13 protein-coding genes and 1 tRNA gene are annotated in these 15685 nt (G+C 60.8%); all 14 read left to right on the top strand.

The genetic code is table 11. From position 1 onward, the window contains the following. Positions 1 to 207 (top strand): EF-Tu C-terminal domain-related protein (locus IE097_RS18990; RefSeq protein ID WP_505735619.1); only part of this gene is annotated, 207 nt, incomplete at its 5' end. A 47-nt stretch (positions 208 to 254) separates the two neighbouring features. Beyond that, positions 255 to 330, top strand: a tRNA-Trp gene (locus tag IE097_RS18985). Between the two features lie 67 nt (positions 331 to 397). Then, positions 398 to 751, top strand: a complete 354-nt coding sequence (gene secE / locus IE097_RS18980) for a preprotein translocase subunit SecE (protein ID WP_189462467.1) — start codon at positions 398 to 400, stop codon at positions 749 to 751. Positions 752 to 771: 20 nt separating this feature from the next. Further along, a complete protein-coding gene (nusG, locus tag IE097_RS18975; protein ID WP_189462466.1) occupies positions 772 to 1305 on the top strand; it encodes a transcription termination/antitermination protein NusG in 534 nt (177 codons plus the stop codon). A gap of 84 nt (positions 1306 to 1389) precedes the next feature. Then, on the top strand, positions 1390 to 1821 hold the full coding sequence (gene rplK / locus IE097_RS18970; RefSeq protein ID WP_070530629.1) for a 50S ribosomal protein L11: 432 nt from the start codon (positions 1390 to 1392) through the stop codon (positions 1819 to 1821). Then, a complete protein-coding gene (rplA, locus tag IE097_RS18965) occupies positions 1822 to 2517 on the top strand; it encodes a 50S ribosomal protein L1 (protein WP_189462465.1) in 696 nt (231 codons plus the stop codon). Positions 2518 to 2734: 217 nt separating this feature from the next. After that, positions 2735 to 3262 carry a 50S ribosomal protein L10 gene (gene rplJ, locus IE097_RS18960; RefSeq protein ID WP_189462464.1) on the top strand — a complete coding sequence of 176 codons (528 nt, stop codon included), beginning with the start codon at positions 2735 to 2737 and terminating at the stop codon, positions 3260 to 3262. A 51-nt stretch (positions 3263 to 3313) separates the two neighbouring features. Then, positions 3314 to 3688, top strand: coding sequence for a 50S ribosomal protein L7/L12 (gene rplL, locus IE097_RS18955; RefSeq protein ID WP_189462463.1), 375 nt, complete (start codon positions 3314 to 3316; stop codon positions 3686 to 3688). Positions 3689 to 3884: 196 nt separating this feature from the next. Beyond that, positions 3885 to 8057, top strand: a complete 4173-nt coding sequence (gene rpoB, locus IE097_RS18950) for a DNA-directed RNA polymerase subunit beta (protein ID WP_189462462.1) — start codon at positions 3885 to 3887, stop codon at positions 8055 to 8057. 66 nt (positions 8058 to 8123) lie between these two features. Then, entirely contained in the window at positions 8124 to 12323 is a 4200-nt protein-coding gene (gene rpoC, locus IE097_RS18945; RefSeq protein WP_189462461.1) for a DNA-directed RNA polymerase subunit beta', read from the top strand. A 191-nt stretch (positions 12324 to 12514) separates the two neighbouring features. After that, entirely contained in the window at positions 12515 to 12787 is a 273-nt protein-coding gene (gene rpsL / locus IE097_RS18940; protein ID WP_189462460.1) for an uS12 family ribosomal protein, read from the top strand. Positions 12788 to 12919: 132 nt separating this feature from the next. Beyond that, complete coding sequence (gene rpsG / locus IE097_RS18935; protein WP_070530643.1) at positions 12920 to 13390, top strand: 30S ribosomal protein S7; 471 nt, start codon at positions 12920 to 12922, stop codon at positions 13388 to 13390. A gap of 27 nt (positions 13391 to 13417) precedes the next feature. After that, on the top strand, positions 13418 to 15517 hold the full coding sequence (gene fusA, locus IE097_RS18930; protein ID WP_189462459.1) for an elongation factor G: 2100 nt from the start codon (positions 13418 to 13420) through the stop codon (positions 15515 to 15517). 61 nt (positions 15518 to 15578) lie between these two features. After that, a partial coding sequence (locus IE097_RS18925) for a GTP-binding protein (protein WP_229797655.1) occupies positions 15579 to 15685 on the top strand: 107 nt, incomplete at its 3' end.

The following is a 15685-nucleotide window of genomic DNA, read 5'->3' as shown; positions in this document are numbered from 1 at the left end:
TATCGTCCGCAGTTCTACTTCCGTACCACCGACGTGACCGGTGCGGTCGAGCTGCCGGCTGGTGTCGAAATGGTGATGCCGGGTGACAACGTTGAAGTCGTCGTGTCGCTGATCGCACCGATCGCAATGGAACAAGGTCTGCGTTTCGCCATCCGTGAAGGCGGTCGTACCGTCGGCGCCGGTGTCGTTGCCAAGATCATCGAATAAGTATTTACATAAAGACGCGGTGCTGATAAAGTGCCGTGTTTCCCCGTAGGCGAGTAGCTCAATTGGTAGAGCACCGGTCTCCAAAACCGGGGGTTGGGGGTTCGAAACCCTCCTCGCCTGCCACGGTCTAGAATCAGAGCCGTTTCCGCAGGGAAACGGCTCTGTTTTATTTGCTGTCCGAATCAGGATTATGGAAAGCGTCGACAAAATCAAGGTCGTGGCAGCGCTGCTGCTCGTGGTCGTAGGTATCGCCGGTTACTACATGGTGCCGGCCGACCAAGGTGTGCTGCGCGTTGTGTGCGTGGTGCTGGGTTTGGCAATGGCCGGAGCGATGCTCTGGTTCTCTGTGCTTGGGCGGCAGTTTGTCGACTATGCGCGCGACTCGATCAAGGAGGCGCAAAAGGTGGTCTGGCCGTCCCGCAAGGAGACCTGGCAGCTCACCGGTATCGTTTTCCTGTTCGTGGGCGTGCTGGCCCTCTTCATGTGGGCGGTTGACTCGGGTCTGGCCTGGGTGTTCTACGACCTGGTCCTCGGGCGCGGTTAAGTAGATTAGCGGAGTCATACATGGGAATGCGTTGGTACGTCGTGCATGCGTACTCGGGGTTCGAGAAGAGTGTGCAGAAGGCGCTGAAAGAGCGTATCGAGCGCGCGGACATGCAGCATCTGTTCGGGCAGATTCTCGTGCCGGTGGAAGAGGTTGTCGAGATCAAGGCGGGTCGCAAGGCCCTGACCGAGCGCAAGTTCTTCCCGGGCTATGTGCTCGTTGAAATGGAAATGACCGACGATTCCTGGCATCTGGTCAAGTCGACACCCAAGGTGACCGGCTTTATCGGTGGTGTCGGCAATCGTCCGTCGCCGATTTCGCAGCGCGAAGTCGATGCGATCATGCAGCAGATGCAAGAGGGTGTGGAAAAGCCGCGTCCCAAGGTGCTGTTCGAGGTGGGTGAAGTGTTGCGCGTGACCGATGGTCCGTTCGCAGACTTCAACGCCACCGTTGAGGATGTCGACTACGACAAGAGTCGCCTCAAGGTGTCGGTGCTGATCTTCGGTCGCGCCACGCCGGTCGATGTGGATTTCTCCCAGGTCGAGAAAGTCTGATCTGGTTTCAGTACCGGGCTTCGGTCCGGTTGTAGCAGGGGAGCGGATGCGAGTCCGCGCTTGACCCATTTCAGGAGTTAAATCGTGGCAAAGAAGATTGTCGGCTACATCAAGCTGCAAGTGCCCGCTGGTAAAGCCAACCCGTCGCCGCCTATCGGCCCGGCACTTGGTCAGCGCGGCCTGAACATCATGGAGTTCTGCAAGGCGTTCAACGCCCAGACCCAAGGCATCGAGCCGGGTCTGCCGATTCCGGTCGTGATCACCGCCTTCGCGGACAAGTCCTTCACCTTCGTGATGAAGTCGCCGCCTGCAACCATTCTGCTGAAGAAGGCTGCCGGCATCCAGAAGGGTTCCGCTCGTCCGCATACCGACAAGGTCGGCAAGGTGAGCCGTGCTCAGCTGGAAGAAATCGTGAAGACCAAGCAGGCGGACCTGACCGCTGCCGATCTCGATGCTGCCGTGCGCATCATCGCGGGTTCGGCGCGTTCGATGGGCCTCGAAGTGGAGGGCGTGTAAATGGCTAAGGTTTCCAAGCGTCTCGCCGCTCTGAAGGCTTCGGTTGATCGCAACAAGCTGTACGCCGTTGACGAGGCGCTCGCGCTGGTCAAGGGTGCGGCTACCGCCAAGTTCAACGAATCGATCGACGTGTCGGTCAACCTCGGCGTTGACGCGCGCAAGTCGGACCAAGTGGTTCGCGGCTCGGTCGTGCTGCCGAAGGGTACCGGCAAGTCGGTGCGCGTTGCTGTGTTCGCCCAGGGCGCAAACGCAGAAGCCGCCAAGGCTGCCGGTGCTGAAGTCGTCGGTTTCGAAGACCTCGCCGAACAGATCAAGGCCGGCAATCTCGACTTCGACGTCGTCATCGCTTCGCCGGACGCAATGCGTATCGTCGGCCAGCTCGGCCAGATCCTCGGTCCGCGCGGCCTGATGCCGAACCCGAAGGTCGGTACCGTTACACCGAACGTTGCCGAGGCCGTGAAGAACGCCAAGGCCGGTCAGGTTCAATACCGTACCGACAAGGGTGGCATCATCCACGCGACAATCGGTCGTGCATCGTTCGAAGCCGAAGACCTCAAGGTCAACCTGGCTGCGCTGATCGATGCGCTGCAGAAGGCCAAGCCGGCTTCGAGTAAGGGTATCTACCTGAAGAAGGTTGCCGTCTCGAGCACGATGGGTGTGGGCGTTCGCGTCGACGCCGCTACGCTGGCGCAATAAGCAATTTTGGGCCTGTCCGGTGCTTCGGTGTCGGGCAGGGTAGTCCAAGACCGTAGGCGCGTTTCGACGCTTAATCGCCGGTTCGCCGGCAGTCTACGCAGACGGTGTGCCCAATCTGGATTTGGCCTGTGGCGTTCGTCACGGGTTTCCTGAAGGAAAGGTCGCCGTTGGGAGGTGTGGCTTTGCCATGCCAAACATCTCGTAATGGAGGTAGACCTTGAGTCTCAATCTCGAAGACAAAAAGGCCGTCGTAGCTGAGATTTCGGCAGTAGTTGCCGGCGCTCAGACCATCGTCGTCGCCGAGTATCGGGGTATCGGGGTTGCCAGCATGACTCTTCTGCGCAAGCAAGCGCGAGAGTCCGGTGTGTACCTGCGCGTTCTGAAGAATACGCTGGCACGCCGTGCGGTCGAAGGTACGCCGTTCGCCGGCTTGGCTGACCAAATGGTCGGTCCGCTGGTTTACGGCATTTCCGAAGACCCGGTTGCTGCAGCCAAGGTGCTGAACACGTTCGCCAAGAAAGACGACAAGATCGTCATCAAGGCCGGTTCGTATGAAGGTCAGGTGTTGGACCAAGCCGGCGTTGCCGCGCTGGCCTCGATCCCGAGCCGCGAAGAGCTGCTGTCCAAGCTGCTTTACGTCATGCAAGCACCGGTGGCTGGCTTCGCCCGTGGCCTCGCCGCGCTGGCAGAGAAGAAGCAAGCTGGCGAATCGGCTCCGGCCGAAGCTGTTCCGGCCGAAGCGTAACCGCTTCCCGATTCATTACCCTTTCGAAAAGATTTTCAGGAGTATTTACAAATGGCTCTGTCCAAAGACGATATCCTCGACGCGGTTGCTGGCCTGACCGTTATGGAACTGAACGACCTGGTGAAGGCGTTCGAAGAGAAGTTCGGCGTTTCGGCTGCTGCCGTTGCCGTTGCTGGCCCGGCTGCCGGTGCTGGTGCTGCTGCTGCAGAAGAGAAGACCGAGTTCGACGTGATCCTGACCGGCGCTGGCGCCAACAAGGTCGGCGTGATCAAGGTCGTGCGCGAAGTGACCGGCCTGGGTCTGAAGGAAGCCAAGGACCTGGTCGACGGTGCTCCGAAGCCGCTGAAGGAAGGCATTGCCAAGGCTGACGCTGAAGCCATGGTCAAGAAGCTGGTCGAAGCAGGCGCTACTGCTGAGATGAAGTAATCGCTTCGGCGATTACTCGAAATAGGCAGGCGGAGGAATCCGCCTGCCATTTTGCGTTTGTTTGACTGCCGTTCTGTAAGCTAAATCTAAAGGATGTTCCTGACGGTTTCGCTCCACAGATGACAAACCGGAAAAATGTTCCCGGAGCGCTTTGCGGTTTGTCTTTTGCGCCCCAATCCATGGAGAGCTTTTGAGTATGAATTACTCGTTCACAGAGAAGAAACGCATTCGTAAGAGTTTTGCGAAGCGGGCGAGCGTTCTCGACGTTCCTTTTCTCCTCGCGACCCAGATCAACTCGTACACCGAGTTCCTGCAACTGGGCGTGCCGGTCGCAGAGCGGAATACCAACGGTCTGCAGGCTGCGTTCAGCTCGATTTTCCCGATCGAGTCGCACAACGGCAATGCACGCCTTGAGTTCGTCCACTACGTGCTCGGCGATCCGCCCTTCGACGTGATCGAGTGCCAGCAACGCGGCATCACCTTTGCGGCGCCGCTGCGCGCGCGCGTGCGTCTCGTGATCATGGATCGCGAAGCGGCCAAGCCGACGGTGAAGGAAGTCAAGGAGCAGGACGTCTACTTCGGCGAAATCCCGCTGATGACCCGGAACGGTTCGTTCGTCATCAACGGTACCGAACGCGTCATCGTCTCGCAGCTGCACCGCTCGCCGGGCGTGTTCTTCGAACACGACAAGGGCAAGACCCACAGCTCGGGCAAGCTGCTGTTCTCGGCACGGATCATTCCGTACCGCGGCTCGTGGCTCGATTTCGAATTCGACCCGAAGGACCTGCTGTTCTTCCGGATCGACCGTCGCCGCAAGATGCCGGTGTCGGTGCTGCTGAAGGCGCTGGGCTTCACGCCGGAAGAAATTCTCGAGCGTTTTTACGATACCGATACCTTCACCATTGGCGAAGACGGTCTGCAGATGGCGCTGGTGCCGGAACGCCTGAAGGGCGAAGTCGCCAAGTTCGACATCGTCTCGAGCGACGGCAAGGTGCTGGCGCAGAAGGACAAGCGCATCACCGCCAAGACCATCCGCGACATCCAGACGGCTGGGATCACCGCACTGCCGGTGCCGGTCGACTTCCTGTACGGCCGGCTGCTTGCGCATGCTGTCGTGCACCCGGAAACCGGTGAAGTGCTGGCACGCGCCAACGAGGAAATCACCGAAGATCTGGCCGCCAAGCTCGACATCGCCGGTGTGACCGAGATGAAGGTGCTGTACGTCAACGATCTGGACCAGGGCGCGTTCATCTCGCAAAGCCTGCGTTCGGACGACGTTGCCGACGAATACGCCGCACGCGTCGCGATCTACCGCATGATGCGTCCGGGCGAGCCGCCGACCGAAGACTCGGTCCAGGCGCTGTTCAACGGCCTGTTCTTCTCCGAAGACCGTTACGACCTGTCGGCCGTCGGCCGGATGAAGTTCAACAGCCGTGCCTATCTCGCGCCGCGCGACGAGAAGACCCCGGGCTGGATGCGCAACTTCTACGAGCGCGTCGGCGAAATGGGTCTTGAAGGTGCCGGCACGCTGTCGGTGGACGACATCCTTGCCGTCATCAGCATCCTGGTCGAGCTGCGCAACGGTCGCGGCGACGTCGACGACATCGATCACCTGGGCAACCGCCGCGTGCGTTCGGTCGGCGAGCTGGCCGAGAACCAGTTCCGTGCCGGTCTGGTGCGCGTCGAGCGCGCTGTCAAGGAACGCCTGTCGCAAGCGGAATCGGACAACCTGATGCCGCACGACCTGATCAATGCGAAGCCGGTTTCGGCGGCGATCAAGGAATTCTTCGGTTCGTCGCAGCTGTCGCAGTTCATGGACCAGACCAACCCGCTGTCGGAAATTACCCACAAGCGCCGCGTTTCGGCCCTTGGCCCGGGTGGTCTGACCCGCGAACGCGCCGGCTTCGAAGTCCGCGACGTGCACCCGACCCACTACGGTCGCGTCTGCCCGATCGAAACGCCGGAAGGCCCGAATATCGGTCTGATCAACTCGCTGTCGTGCTATGCCCGCACCAACGAGTACGGTTTCCTCGAGACGCCGTACCGCAAGGTCATCGACGGCAAGGCCACCAGCGAGATCGATTACCTGTCGGCCATCGAAGAAGGCAAGTACGTGATTGCGCAGGCCAATGCGCAAACCGACGAAGAAGGCCGTCTGATCGACGAAATGGTGACCTGCCGTGAACACGGTGAAACCATCGTCGCTACGCCGGATCGCGTCCAGTACATGGACGTCGCGCCGAGCCAGATCGTATCGGTTGCCGCTTCGCTGATTCCGTTCCTCGAACACGACGACGCGAACCGTGCGCTGATGGGTGCCAACATGCAGCGTCAGGCGGTGCCGGTGCTGCGCGCCGAGAAGCCGTTCGTCGGTACCGGTATCGAGCGCACCTGCGCGGTCGACTCGGGTACGGCCGTGGCTGCGCTGCGTGGCGGTATCGTCGACTATGTCGACGCCAACCGCGTCGTGGTGCGCGTGAACGACGACGAGACCCTGCCGGGCGAAACCGGCGTGGATATCTACAACCTCGTCAAGTTCACCCGTTCGAACCAGAACACCAACATCAACCAGCGTCCGGTGCTCAAGCGCGGCGACCGCATCACCAAGGGTGACGTGGTGGCTGACGGCGCATCGACCGACCTCGGCGAAATGGCACTCGGTCAGAACATGACCATCGCCTTCATGCCTTGGAACGGCTACAACTTCGAAGACTCGATCCTGATCTCGGAGAAGGTCGTTGCCGAAGACCGCTATACCTCGATCCACATCGAGGAACTGTCGGTCATGGCACGTGACACCAAGCTCGGTCCGGAAGAAATCACCCGCGACATCTCGAACCTGTCCGAGCGCATGCTCGGCCGTCTGGATGAGTCGGGCGTGGTGTACATCGGCGCCGAAGTCGAAGCCGGCGACGTGCTGGTCGGCAAGGTGACGCCGAAGGGCGAAACCCAGCTGACCCCGGAAGAAAAGCTGCTGCGCGCGATCTTCGGCGAGAAGGCGTCCGACGTGAAGGACACCTCGCTGCGCGTGCCGTCGGGTATGACCGGGACCGTCATCGACGTGCAGGTGTTCACCCGTGAAGGCGTGGAGCGCGACAAGCGCGCCCAGGCCATCATCGACGAACAGCTGCGCCGCCACCGTACCGACCTGAACGACCAGCTGCGCATCGTCGAAAACGACCTGTTCGAACGGATCGAGCGGATGATCGTCGGCAAGGTGGCCAACGGTGGTCCGAAGCGTCTGGCGAAGGGCACCGAGATCAACCACGACTACCTGGCCGATCTGCCGTCCAAGCACGACTGGTTCGACATCCGTCTGGCCGACGAGGAAAGCGCGCGCCAGCTCGAAGCGATGAAGGACCTGATCGCGCAGATGAAGGGCGACTTCGACCTCAAGTTCGAAGACAAGAAGCGCAAGCTGACCCAGGGCGACGAACTGCCGCCGGGCGTGATCAAGATGGTCAAGGTCTACGTCGCGGTGAAGCGCCGTCTGCAGCCGGGCGACAAGATGGCCGGCCGTCACGGTAACAAGGGCGTGGTCTCGAAGATCCTGCCGGTGGAAGATCTGCCGTACATGGCCGACGGTTCGACCGTCGACATCGTGCTGAACCCGCTGGGCGTTCCGTCGCGGATGAACATCGGTCAGATTCTCGAAGTCCACCTCGGCTGGGCCGCGAAGGGGATCGGTCAGCGTATCGATGCGATGCTGCGTGAACAGCGCAATATCGCCGAAATGCGCCAGTACCTCGACCAGATCTACAACTGCGCCGGCCGTCAGGAAGATATCGCCGGTCTGTCGGAAGACGAAGTCGTTCAGCTCGCCAATGGTCTGCGTCGTGGCATGACGTTCGCCAGCCCGGTGTTCGACGGTGCGAAGGAAAGCGAAATCCATCAGATGCTGGATCTGGCTTATCCGGACGCAGACGCGCGTACCCAGCTGCTCGACTTCAACAGCAGCAAGACGCAGATGCAGCTGTTCGACGGCCGCACCGGCGAAGCGTTCGAGCGCAAGGTCACCGTCGGCGTGATGCACTACCTGAAGCTGCATCACTTGGTCGATGACAAGATGCACGCCCGTTCGACCGGTCCGTACTCGCTCGTCACCCAGCAGCCGCTGGGTGGTAAGGCGCAGTTCGGTGGCCAGCGTTTCGGTGAAATGGAAGTCTGGGCACTCGAAGCGTATGGCGCGGCGTACACGCTGCAGGAAATGCTGACGGTGAAGTCGGACGATGTGAACGGCCGGACCAAGGTCTACGAGAACATCGTCAAGGGCGATCACCGGATCGACGCCGGCATGCCGGAATCCTTCAACGTGCTGGTGAAGGAAATCCGTTCGCTGGGTATCGATATCGATCTGGAAACCGAGTGATTGTGTGAGGAGGGGCGGCCCCGGCCGCCTCGTACCGAACGCCTCACCCTCACAGGAGCTAAATGAATGAAAGGCTTACTCGAACTCTTCAAGCAGGTCGCGCAAGACGAAGAATTTGACGCGATCAAGATCGGGCTCGCATCGCCCGAGAAGATTCGTTCGTGGTCGTTCGGCGAAGTCAAAAAGCCGGAAACGATCAACTACCGCACGTTCAAGCCGGAACGCGACGGTCTGTTCTGCGCGCGCATTTTCGGGCCGATCAAGGACTACGAATGCCTGTGCGGCAAGTACAAGCGCCTCAAGCATCGCGGTGTGATCTGCGAAAAGTGCGGCGTTGAAGTCACGCTGTCCAAGGTGCGCCGCGAACGCATGGGCCACATCGAACTGGCGTCGCCGGTTGCGCACATCTGGTTCTTGAAGTCGCTGCCGTCGCGTCTGGGCATGGTGCTCGACATTCCGCTGCGCGACATCGAACGCGTGTTGTACTTCGAAGCCTTCATCGTCGTCGAGCCGGGCATGACGCCGCTGAACCGTGGCCAGCTGCTGACCGAAGAAGATTATTACAACAAGCTCGACGAATACGGCGACGAATTCGTCGCGCTGATGGGCGCCGAGGCGGTTCGCGAACTGCTGAAGAATCTCGATAGCGACAACGAGATCAGCAAGCTGCGCAGCGAGCTCGACTCGACCACGTCCGACACCAAGATCAAGAAGATCGCCAAGCGCCTCAAGGTGCTCGAGGCTTTCCAGAAGTCCGGCATCAAGCCGGAGTGGATGGTCATGGAAGTGCTGCCGGTGCTGCCGCCGGAACTGCGTCCGCTGGTGCCGCTCGACGGTGGCCGTTTCGCCACGTCGGACCTGAACGACCTGTATCGTCGCGTCATCAACCGGAACAACCGTCTCAAGCGTCTGCTCGAGCTGCGCGCGCCGGAAATCATCGTCCGCAACGAAAAGCGCATGCTGCAGGAGTCGGTCGACTCGCTGCTCGACAATGGCCGTCGCGGCAAGGCGATGACCGGCGCCAACAAGCGTCCGCTGAAGTCGCTCGCCGACATGATCAAGGGCAAGGGCGGTCGTTTCCGTCAGAACCTCTTGGGTAAGCGCGTCGACTACTCGGGTCGTTCGGTCATTACCGTCGGTCCGTACCTGCGTCTGCATCAGTGCGGCCTGCCGAAGCTGATGGCGCTGGAACTGTTCAAGCCGTTCATCTTCCACAAGCTCGAAGTGCTGGGCCTCGCGACCACGATCAAGGCCGCGAAGAAGATGGTCGAATCGCAGGAAGCCGTCGTCTGGGACATCCTCGAAGACGTCATCCGCGAACACCCGATCCTGCTGAACCGTGCGCCGACGCTGCACCGTCTGGGTATCCAGGCGTTCGAGCCGGTACTGATCGAAGGCAAGGCGATCCAGCTGCACCCGCTGGTCTGCGCGGCGTTCAACGCCGACTTCGACGGTGACCAGATGGCCGTTCACGTGCCGCTGTCGCTGGAAGCGCAGATGGAAGCCCGCACGCTGATGCTGGCATCGAACAACGTGCTGTCGCCGGCCAACGGCGAGCCGATCATCGTCCCGTCGCAGGACATCGTTCTGGGTCTGTACTACATGACCCGCGAGGCGGTCCGTGCCAAGGGCGAAGGCATGGCGTTCACCGATGTCAAGGAAGCGCTGCGCGCCTACGCCAACAAGTTCGTCACGCTGCAGACCCGCGTTTCGGTCCGCCTGAACGAATGGGTCAAGGACGAAAACGGCGAATGGCAAGCCAGGTCGGTGCGTCGCAATACCACCGTCGGCCGTGCGATCCTGTCGGAAATCCTGCCGAAGGGCCTCGACTTCAGCCACATCGACAAGGCGCTGAAGAAGAAGGAAATCGGCAAGCTGATCAATGCCTCGTTCCGCAGCTGCGGCCTGAAGGACACCGTCGTGTTCGCCGACCAGCTGATGTACACCGGCTTCGGTTACTCGACCCGCGGCGGCATCTCGATCTGCGTCGACGACATGCTGGTGCCGGCCGCCAAGGCCGAACTGCTGGCTGCCGCCAACGCCGAAGTACGCGACGTCGAGCAGCAGTACAACTCGGGTCTGGTGACCCAGGGCGAGCGCTACAACAAGGTCGTCGACATCTGGGGCCGTGCCGGTGAAGACATCGCCAAGGCGATGATGGCCAACCTCGGCAAGCAGCCGGTACTCGACGCGGACGGCAAGGTCGTCAAGGACGAGAACGGCAAGGGCCTGATGCAGGACTCGTTCAACTCGATCTACATGATGGCCGACTCGGGCGCGCGGGGTTCCGCTGCGCAGATCCGTCAGCTTGCCGGTATGCGGGGCCTGATGGCCAAGCCGGACGGCTCGATCATCGAGACGCCGATCAAGGCGAACTTCCGCGAAGGCCTAACCGTTCTTGACTACTTCATCTCGACCCACGGTGCACGTAAGGGTCTGGCGGATACCGCGCTGAAGACCGCGAACTCGGGTTACCTGACCCGTCGTCTGGTCGACGTGACGCAGGATCTGGTGGTGATCGAGGACGATTGCTACACCAAGAACGGCGTGACGATGAAGGCGGTGGTACAGGGCGGCGACGTGATCGAAGCGCTGCGCGACCGGATTCTCGGCCGCGTGGCTGCGGTCGACATCGTCGACCCGAGCAGCCAGGAAACCGTGTTCGAAGCCGGCACGCTGCTGACCGAAGACATCGTCGATCGTATCGACGAAATCGGCGTCGACGAAGTCAAGGTACGTACGCCGCTGACTTGCGAAACCCGCTACGGCCTGTGCGCGTCGTGCTATGGCCGCGATCTGGGTCGTGGGCACCGCGTCAACGCCGGCGAGGCTGTCGGCGTGATCGCCGCGCAGTCGATCGGTGAGCCGGGTACCCAGCTGACGATGCGTACCTTCCACATCGGTGGTGCGGCGTCGCGAGCCGCTGCAGCAAGCCAGGTCGAATCGAAGTCGAACGGCCGAGTGGCGTTCACCTCGACGATGCGTTATGTCGCCAACAACAAGGGCGAACTGATCATCATTACCCGTTCGGCCGAAGTGCTGGTGCTGGACGATCAGGGCCGCGAGCGCGAGCGCCACAAGGTGCCGTACGGTGCGACGCTGACCGTCAAGGACGGCGATACCATCAAGGCCGGTACCGTGCTGGGTACGTGGGATCCGCACACCCGTCCGATCATCACCGAGTACGAAGGCCAGGTCCGCTTCGAGAACGTCGAAGAAGGCATGACCGTCGTCAAGCAGGTCGATGACGTGACCGGTCTGTCGACCCTCGTCGTGATCAACCCGAAGACCAAGGCCGGCGCCAAGGGCATCCGTCCGCTGGTGAAGCTGCTCGACGAGCAGGGCAAGGAAGTGAAGCTGGCCGGCACTGATACTCCGGTGACCATCGGCTTCCAGCCGGGCGCGATCATTACCGTCAAGGACGGCCAGTCGGTCGGCAAGGGCGACGTGCTGGCACGGATTCCGCAGGAATCGGCCAAGACCCGCGACATTACCGGTGGTCTGCCGCGCGTGGCCGAGCTGTTCGAAGCCCGTTCGCCGAAGGATGCCGGCATGCTGGCCGAGGTGACCGGTACCGTTTCGTTCGGCAAGGACACCAAGGGCAAGCAGCGTCTGATCATCACCGATCTGGAAGGTCTGGGTCACGAGTACCTGATCCCGAAGGAAAAGCACGTGATGGTCCACGACGGCCAGGTCGTCAATCGCGGCGAAACCATCGTCGACGGTCCGATCGATCCGCACGACATCCTGCGTCTGCAGGGTATCGAGGCGCTGGCACGCTACGTCGTCCAGGAAGTGCAGGAGGTCTATCGTCTGCAGGGCGTGAAGATCAACGACAAGCACATCGAGGTGATCGTTCGCCAGATGCTGCGTCGCGTGGTCATCACCAGCAACGGCGACACCGGCTTCATCCCGGGCGAACAGGTCGAACGTGCGGAAGTACTGTCGAAGAACGACGAGATGATCGCCGCAGGCAAGCAGCCGGCTGCATACGACAACGTGCTGCTGGGCATCACCAAGGCCTCGCTGTCGACCGACTCGTTCATCTCGGCCGCATCGTTCCAGGAAACCACGCGCGTCCTGACCGAAGCAGCCATCATGGGCAAGGTCGACGATCTGCGCGGTCTGAAGGAAAACGTCATCGTCGGCCGTCTGATCCCGGCGGGTACCGGTCTGGCTTACCATCGTTCGCGCAAGCGTCAGGCTCAGGGTCTGGACCAGGCGTTCGAGGCACTGGAAGCCGTTCAGAGCGAGGAAACGCTCTGAAGTCGGTACGCGACTTGACGACAAGGGCTTGATTTTCTTAGAATCTCAAGTCCAATCTGGCGACGCTCGGATTTTCCGTGCGTCGCCGGCTTCATTTGGGCGTCGCTAATCGCGATGTCCGGTGGTGGCAGGGTGTCCTGCCACCCGAAGTGGGGCCCCGAAAGGGGTGATTAACTCGAAGGATGTAATCAATGCCAACCATCAACCAGCTGGTCCGCAAGGGCCGCGAGAAGGAAGTGGTGAAGAGCAAGGTTCCCGCGCTCGAATCCTGCCCTCAAAAACGTGGCGTGTGCACTCGCGTGTACACCACCACTCCGAAGAAGAGTGTTGTGCTGATCCGCGGTGGTCGTGTCAAGGACTTGCCGGGTGTGCGTTACCACACCGTGCGCGGTTCGCTCGACACCGCTGGCGTCAAGGATCGTAAGCAGTCGCGTTCGAAGTACGGCGCGAAGCGTCCGAAGTAATTTCGGCCGCAGGCGGCGGTGTATCGCATTGGCGAGACCGTCGAGTAAGTGGTCGTCCCGCTGGGCGGCCGTGGGGTGCCTGGATCGTAATGAGTGGGCCCCGACTGAATGTCATATTTAGGATAGAGAATCATGCCAAGACGCAGAGAAGTACCGAAGCGCGACGTCCTGCCGGATCCGAAGTTCGGTTCGCAGGAACTGACCAAGTTCATGAACGTGGTCATGATCGACGGCAAGAAGGCCGTTGCAGAACGTATCGTTTACGGTGCATTCGAACAAATCGAAAAGAAAACCGGCAAGAGCGCGCTCGAAGTGTTCACCACCGCCATCGGCAATGCCAAGCCGATTGTCGAAGTGAAGAGCCGCCGTGTCGGTGGTGCTAACTACCAGGTTCCGGTCGAAGTCCGCCCCAGCCGTCGTTTGGCATTGGCGATGCGCTGGCTGCGTGATGCTGCCCGCAAGCGTGGTGAGAAGTCGATGGATCTGCGTCTGGCCGGTGAGCTGCTCGATGCGGCCGAAGGTCGTGGCGGCGCAATGAAGAAGCGTGACGAAGTGCACCGCATGGCCGAAGCCAACAAGGCCTTTGCTCACTTCCGCTTCTAATGCGGCAATCCGTTTAAGGAAACTACCGTGGCTCGTACTACCCCCATTGAGCGCTACCGTAACATCGGTATCTCCGCTCACATCGACGCCGGTAAAACGACGACGACCGAACGCATCCTGTTCTACACCGGTGTCAACCACAAGATCGGTGAAGTGCATGACGGTGCTGCCACCATGGACTGGATGGAGCAGGAACAGGAACGCGGCATCACCATTACCTCGGCTGCTACCACGACCTTCTGGAAGGGCATGGGCCTGCAGTTCCCGGAACACCGCTTCAACATCATCGACACCCCGGGGCACGTCGACTTCACGATCGAAGTCGAGCGCTCGATGCGTGTCCTTGACGGCGCGTGCATGGTGTACTGCGCGGTCGGTGGCGTTCAGCCGCAGTCGGAAACCGTCTGGCGTCAGGCCAACAAGTACAAGGTTCCGCGTCTGGCCTTCGTGAACAAGATGGACCGTCAAGGTGCCAACTTCTTCCGCGTCGTCGAACAGATGAAGACCCGCCTGAAGGCGAATCCGGTGCCGGTCGTTGTGCCTATCGGTGCTGAAGACAACTTCCAGGGCGTCGTCGACCTCGTGAAGATGCAGGCCATCTTCTGGGACGAAGCGTCGCAAGGCATGAAGTTCGAATATCGCGACATTCCGGAAGACCTGAAGGCGGTCGCTCAGGAATGGCGCGAGAAGATGGTCGAATCCGCTGCCGAAGCGTCGGAAGAGCTGATGAACAAGTACCTCGAAGAGGGTGACCTCAGCGAGGAAGAAATCGTCGGCGCCATCCGTCAACGTACGCTGGCTTGCGAAATCCAGCCGATGCTGTGCGGTACCGCGTTCAAGAACAAGGGCGTGCAGCGCATGCTCGACGCTGTCATCGAATTCCTGCCGTCGCCGGTCGATATTCCGCCAGTCAACGGTACCGATGACAAGGAACAGCCTGCTACCCGTGAAGCTTCGGACAGCGCGCCGTTCTCGTCGCTCGCGTTCAAGCTGATGAACGACCCGTACGTCGGTCAGCTGACCTTCTTCCGCGTGTATTCGGGCGTGGTGAAGCAGGGCGACTCGGTGCTGAACTCGGTCAAGGACAAGAAAGAGCGCATCGGCCGTATCGTGCAGATGCACGCCAACGACCGTAAGGAAATCGACGAAGTCTGCGCGGGCGACATCGCTGCTGCAATCGGCCTGAAGGACGTGACCACCGGTGAAACCCTGTGTGCACTCGATGCGCCGATCATCCTCGAGCGCATGGTCTTCCCGGAGCCGGTGATTCACGTTGCCGTCGAACCGAAGACCAAGGCCGACCAGGAAAAGATGGGCACCGCCCTGAATCGCCTGGCCAAGGAAGACCCGTCGTTCCGCGTGCGTACCGATGAAGAATCGGGCCAGACCATCATTTCGGGTATGGGCGAACTGCACCTGGAAATTCTGGTTGACCGGATGAAGCGTGAGTTCGGCGTTGAAGCCAACGTCGGCGCGCCGCAGGTGGCTTACCGTGAAACCATCACCCGCGTTGCGGAAGATGTCGAGGGCAAGCACGCCAAGCAGTCGGGCGGTAAGGGTCAGTACGGCCATTGCGTCATCACCGTTGAGCCGGCAGGCGAGGGCGCAGGCTACTCGTTCGTCGACGAAATCAAGGGTGGCGTGATTCCGCGCGAATTCATCCCGTCGGTCGACAAGGGTATCCAGAACACGCTGAAGGCCGGTGTGCTCGCGGGCTTCCCGGTTGTGGACGTGAAGGTGCGCCTGACGTTCGGTTCGTACCACGATGTCGACTCGTCGCAAATCGCATTCGAACTGGCCGGTTCGATCGCGTTCAAGGAAGCCATGCGCCGCGCCGGTGCTGTCATCCTCGAGCCGATGATGGCCGTCGAAATCGAGACGCCGGAAGAGTACATGGGCGACATCATGGGCGACCTGTCGTCCCGTCGCGGCATCATCCAGGGCATGGATGACAACCCGGCCGGTGGCAAGATGATCAAGGTCGAAGTGCCGCTGTCGGAAATGTTTGGCTACTCGACCACGCTGCGCTCGATGTCGCAGGGTCGTGCTACGTACTCGATGGAGTTCAAGCACTACTCGCAAGCGCCGAAGCACGTGGCCGACGCGATCCAGGCTAACAAGAAGTAATTGGTTTTGCCCGGCGCCTGGCGCCGGGCAACCCCGAATCTCTATTTAAGGAATTAGCGAAATGGCTAAGGGTAAGTTCGAACGTACGAAGCCGCACGTCAACGTCGGCACCATCGGTCACGTTGACCACGGCAAGACCACGCTGACCGCAGCGATCACCACCATCCT

Origin of the sequence: Jeongeupia chitinilytica (genome assembly GCF_014652315.1) — a bacterium.
In the GTDB taxonomy this organism is placed as follows: Bacteria; Pseudomonadota; Gammaproteobacteria; order Burkholderiales; family Chitinibacteraceae; genus Jeongeupia; species Jeongeupia chitinilytica.
The sequence above is the reverse complement of the archived record's forward strand: the minus strand, read 5'-3'. Positions and strand labels throughout refer to the sequence as shown.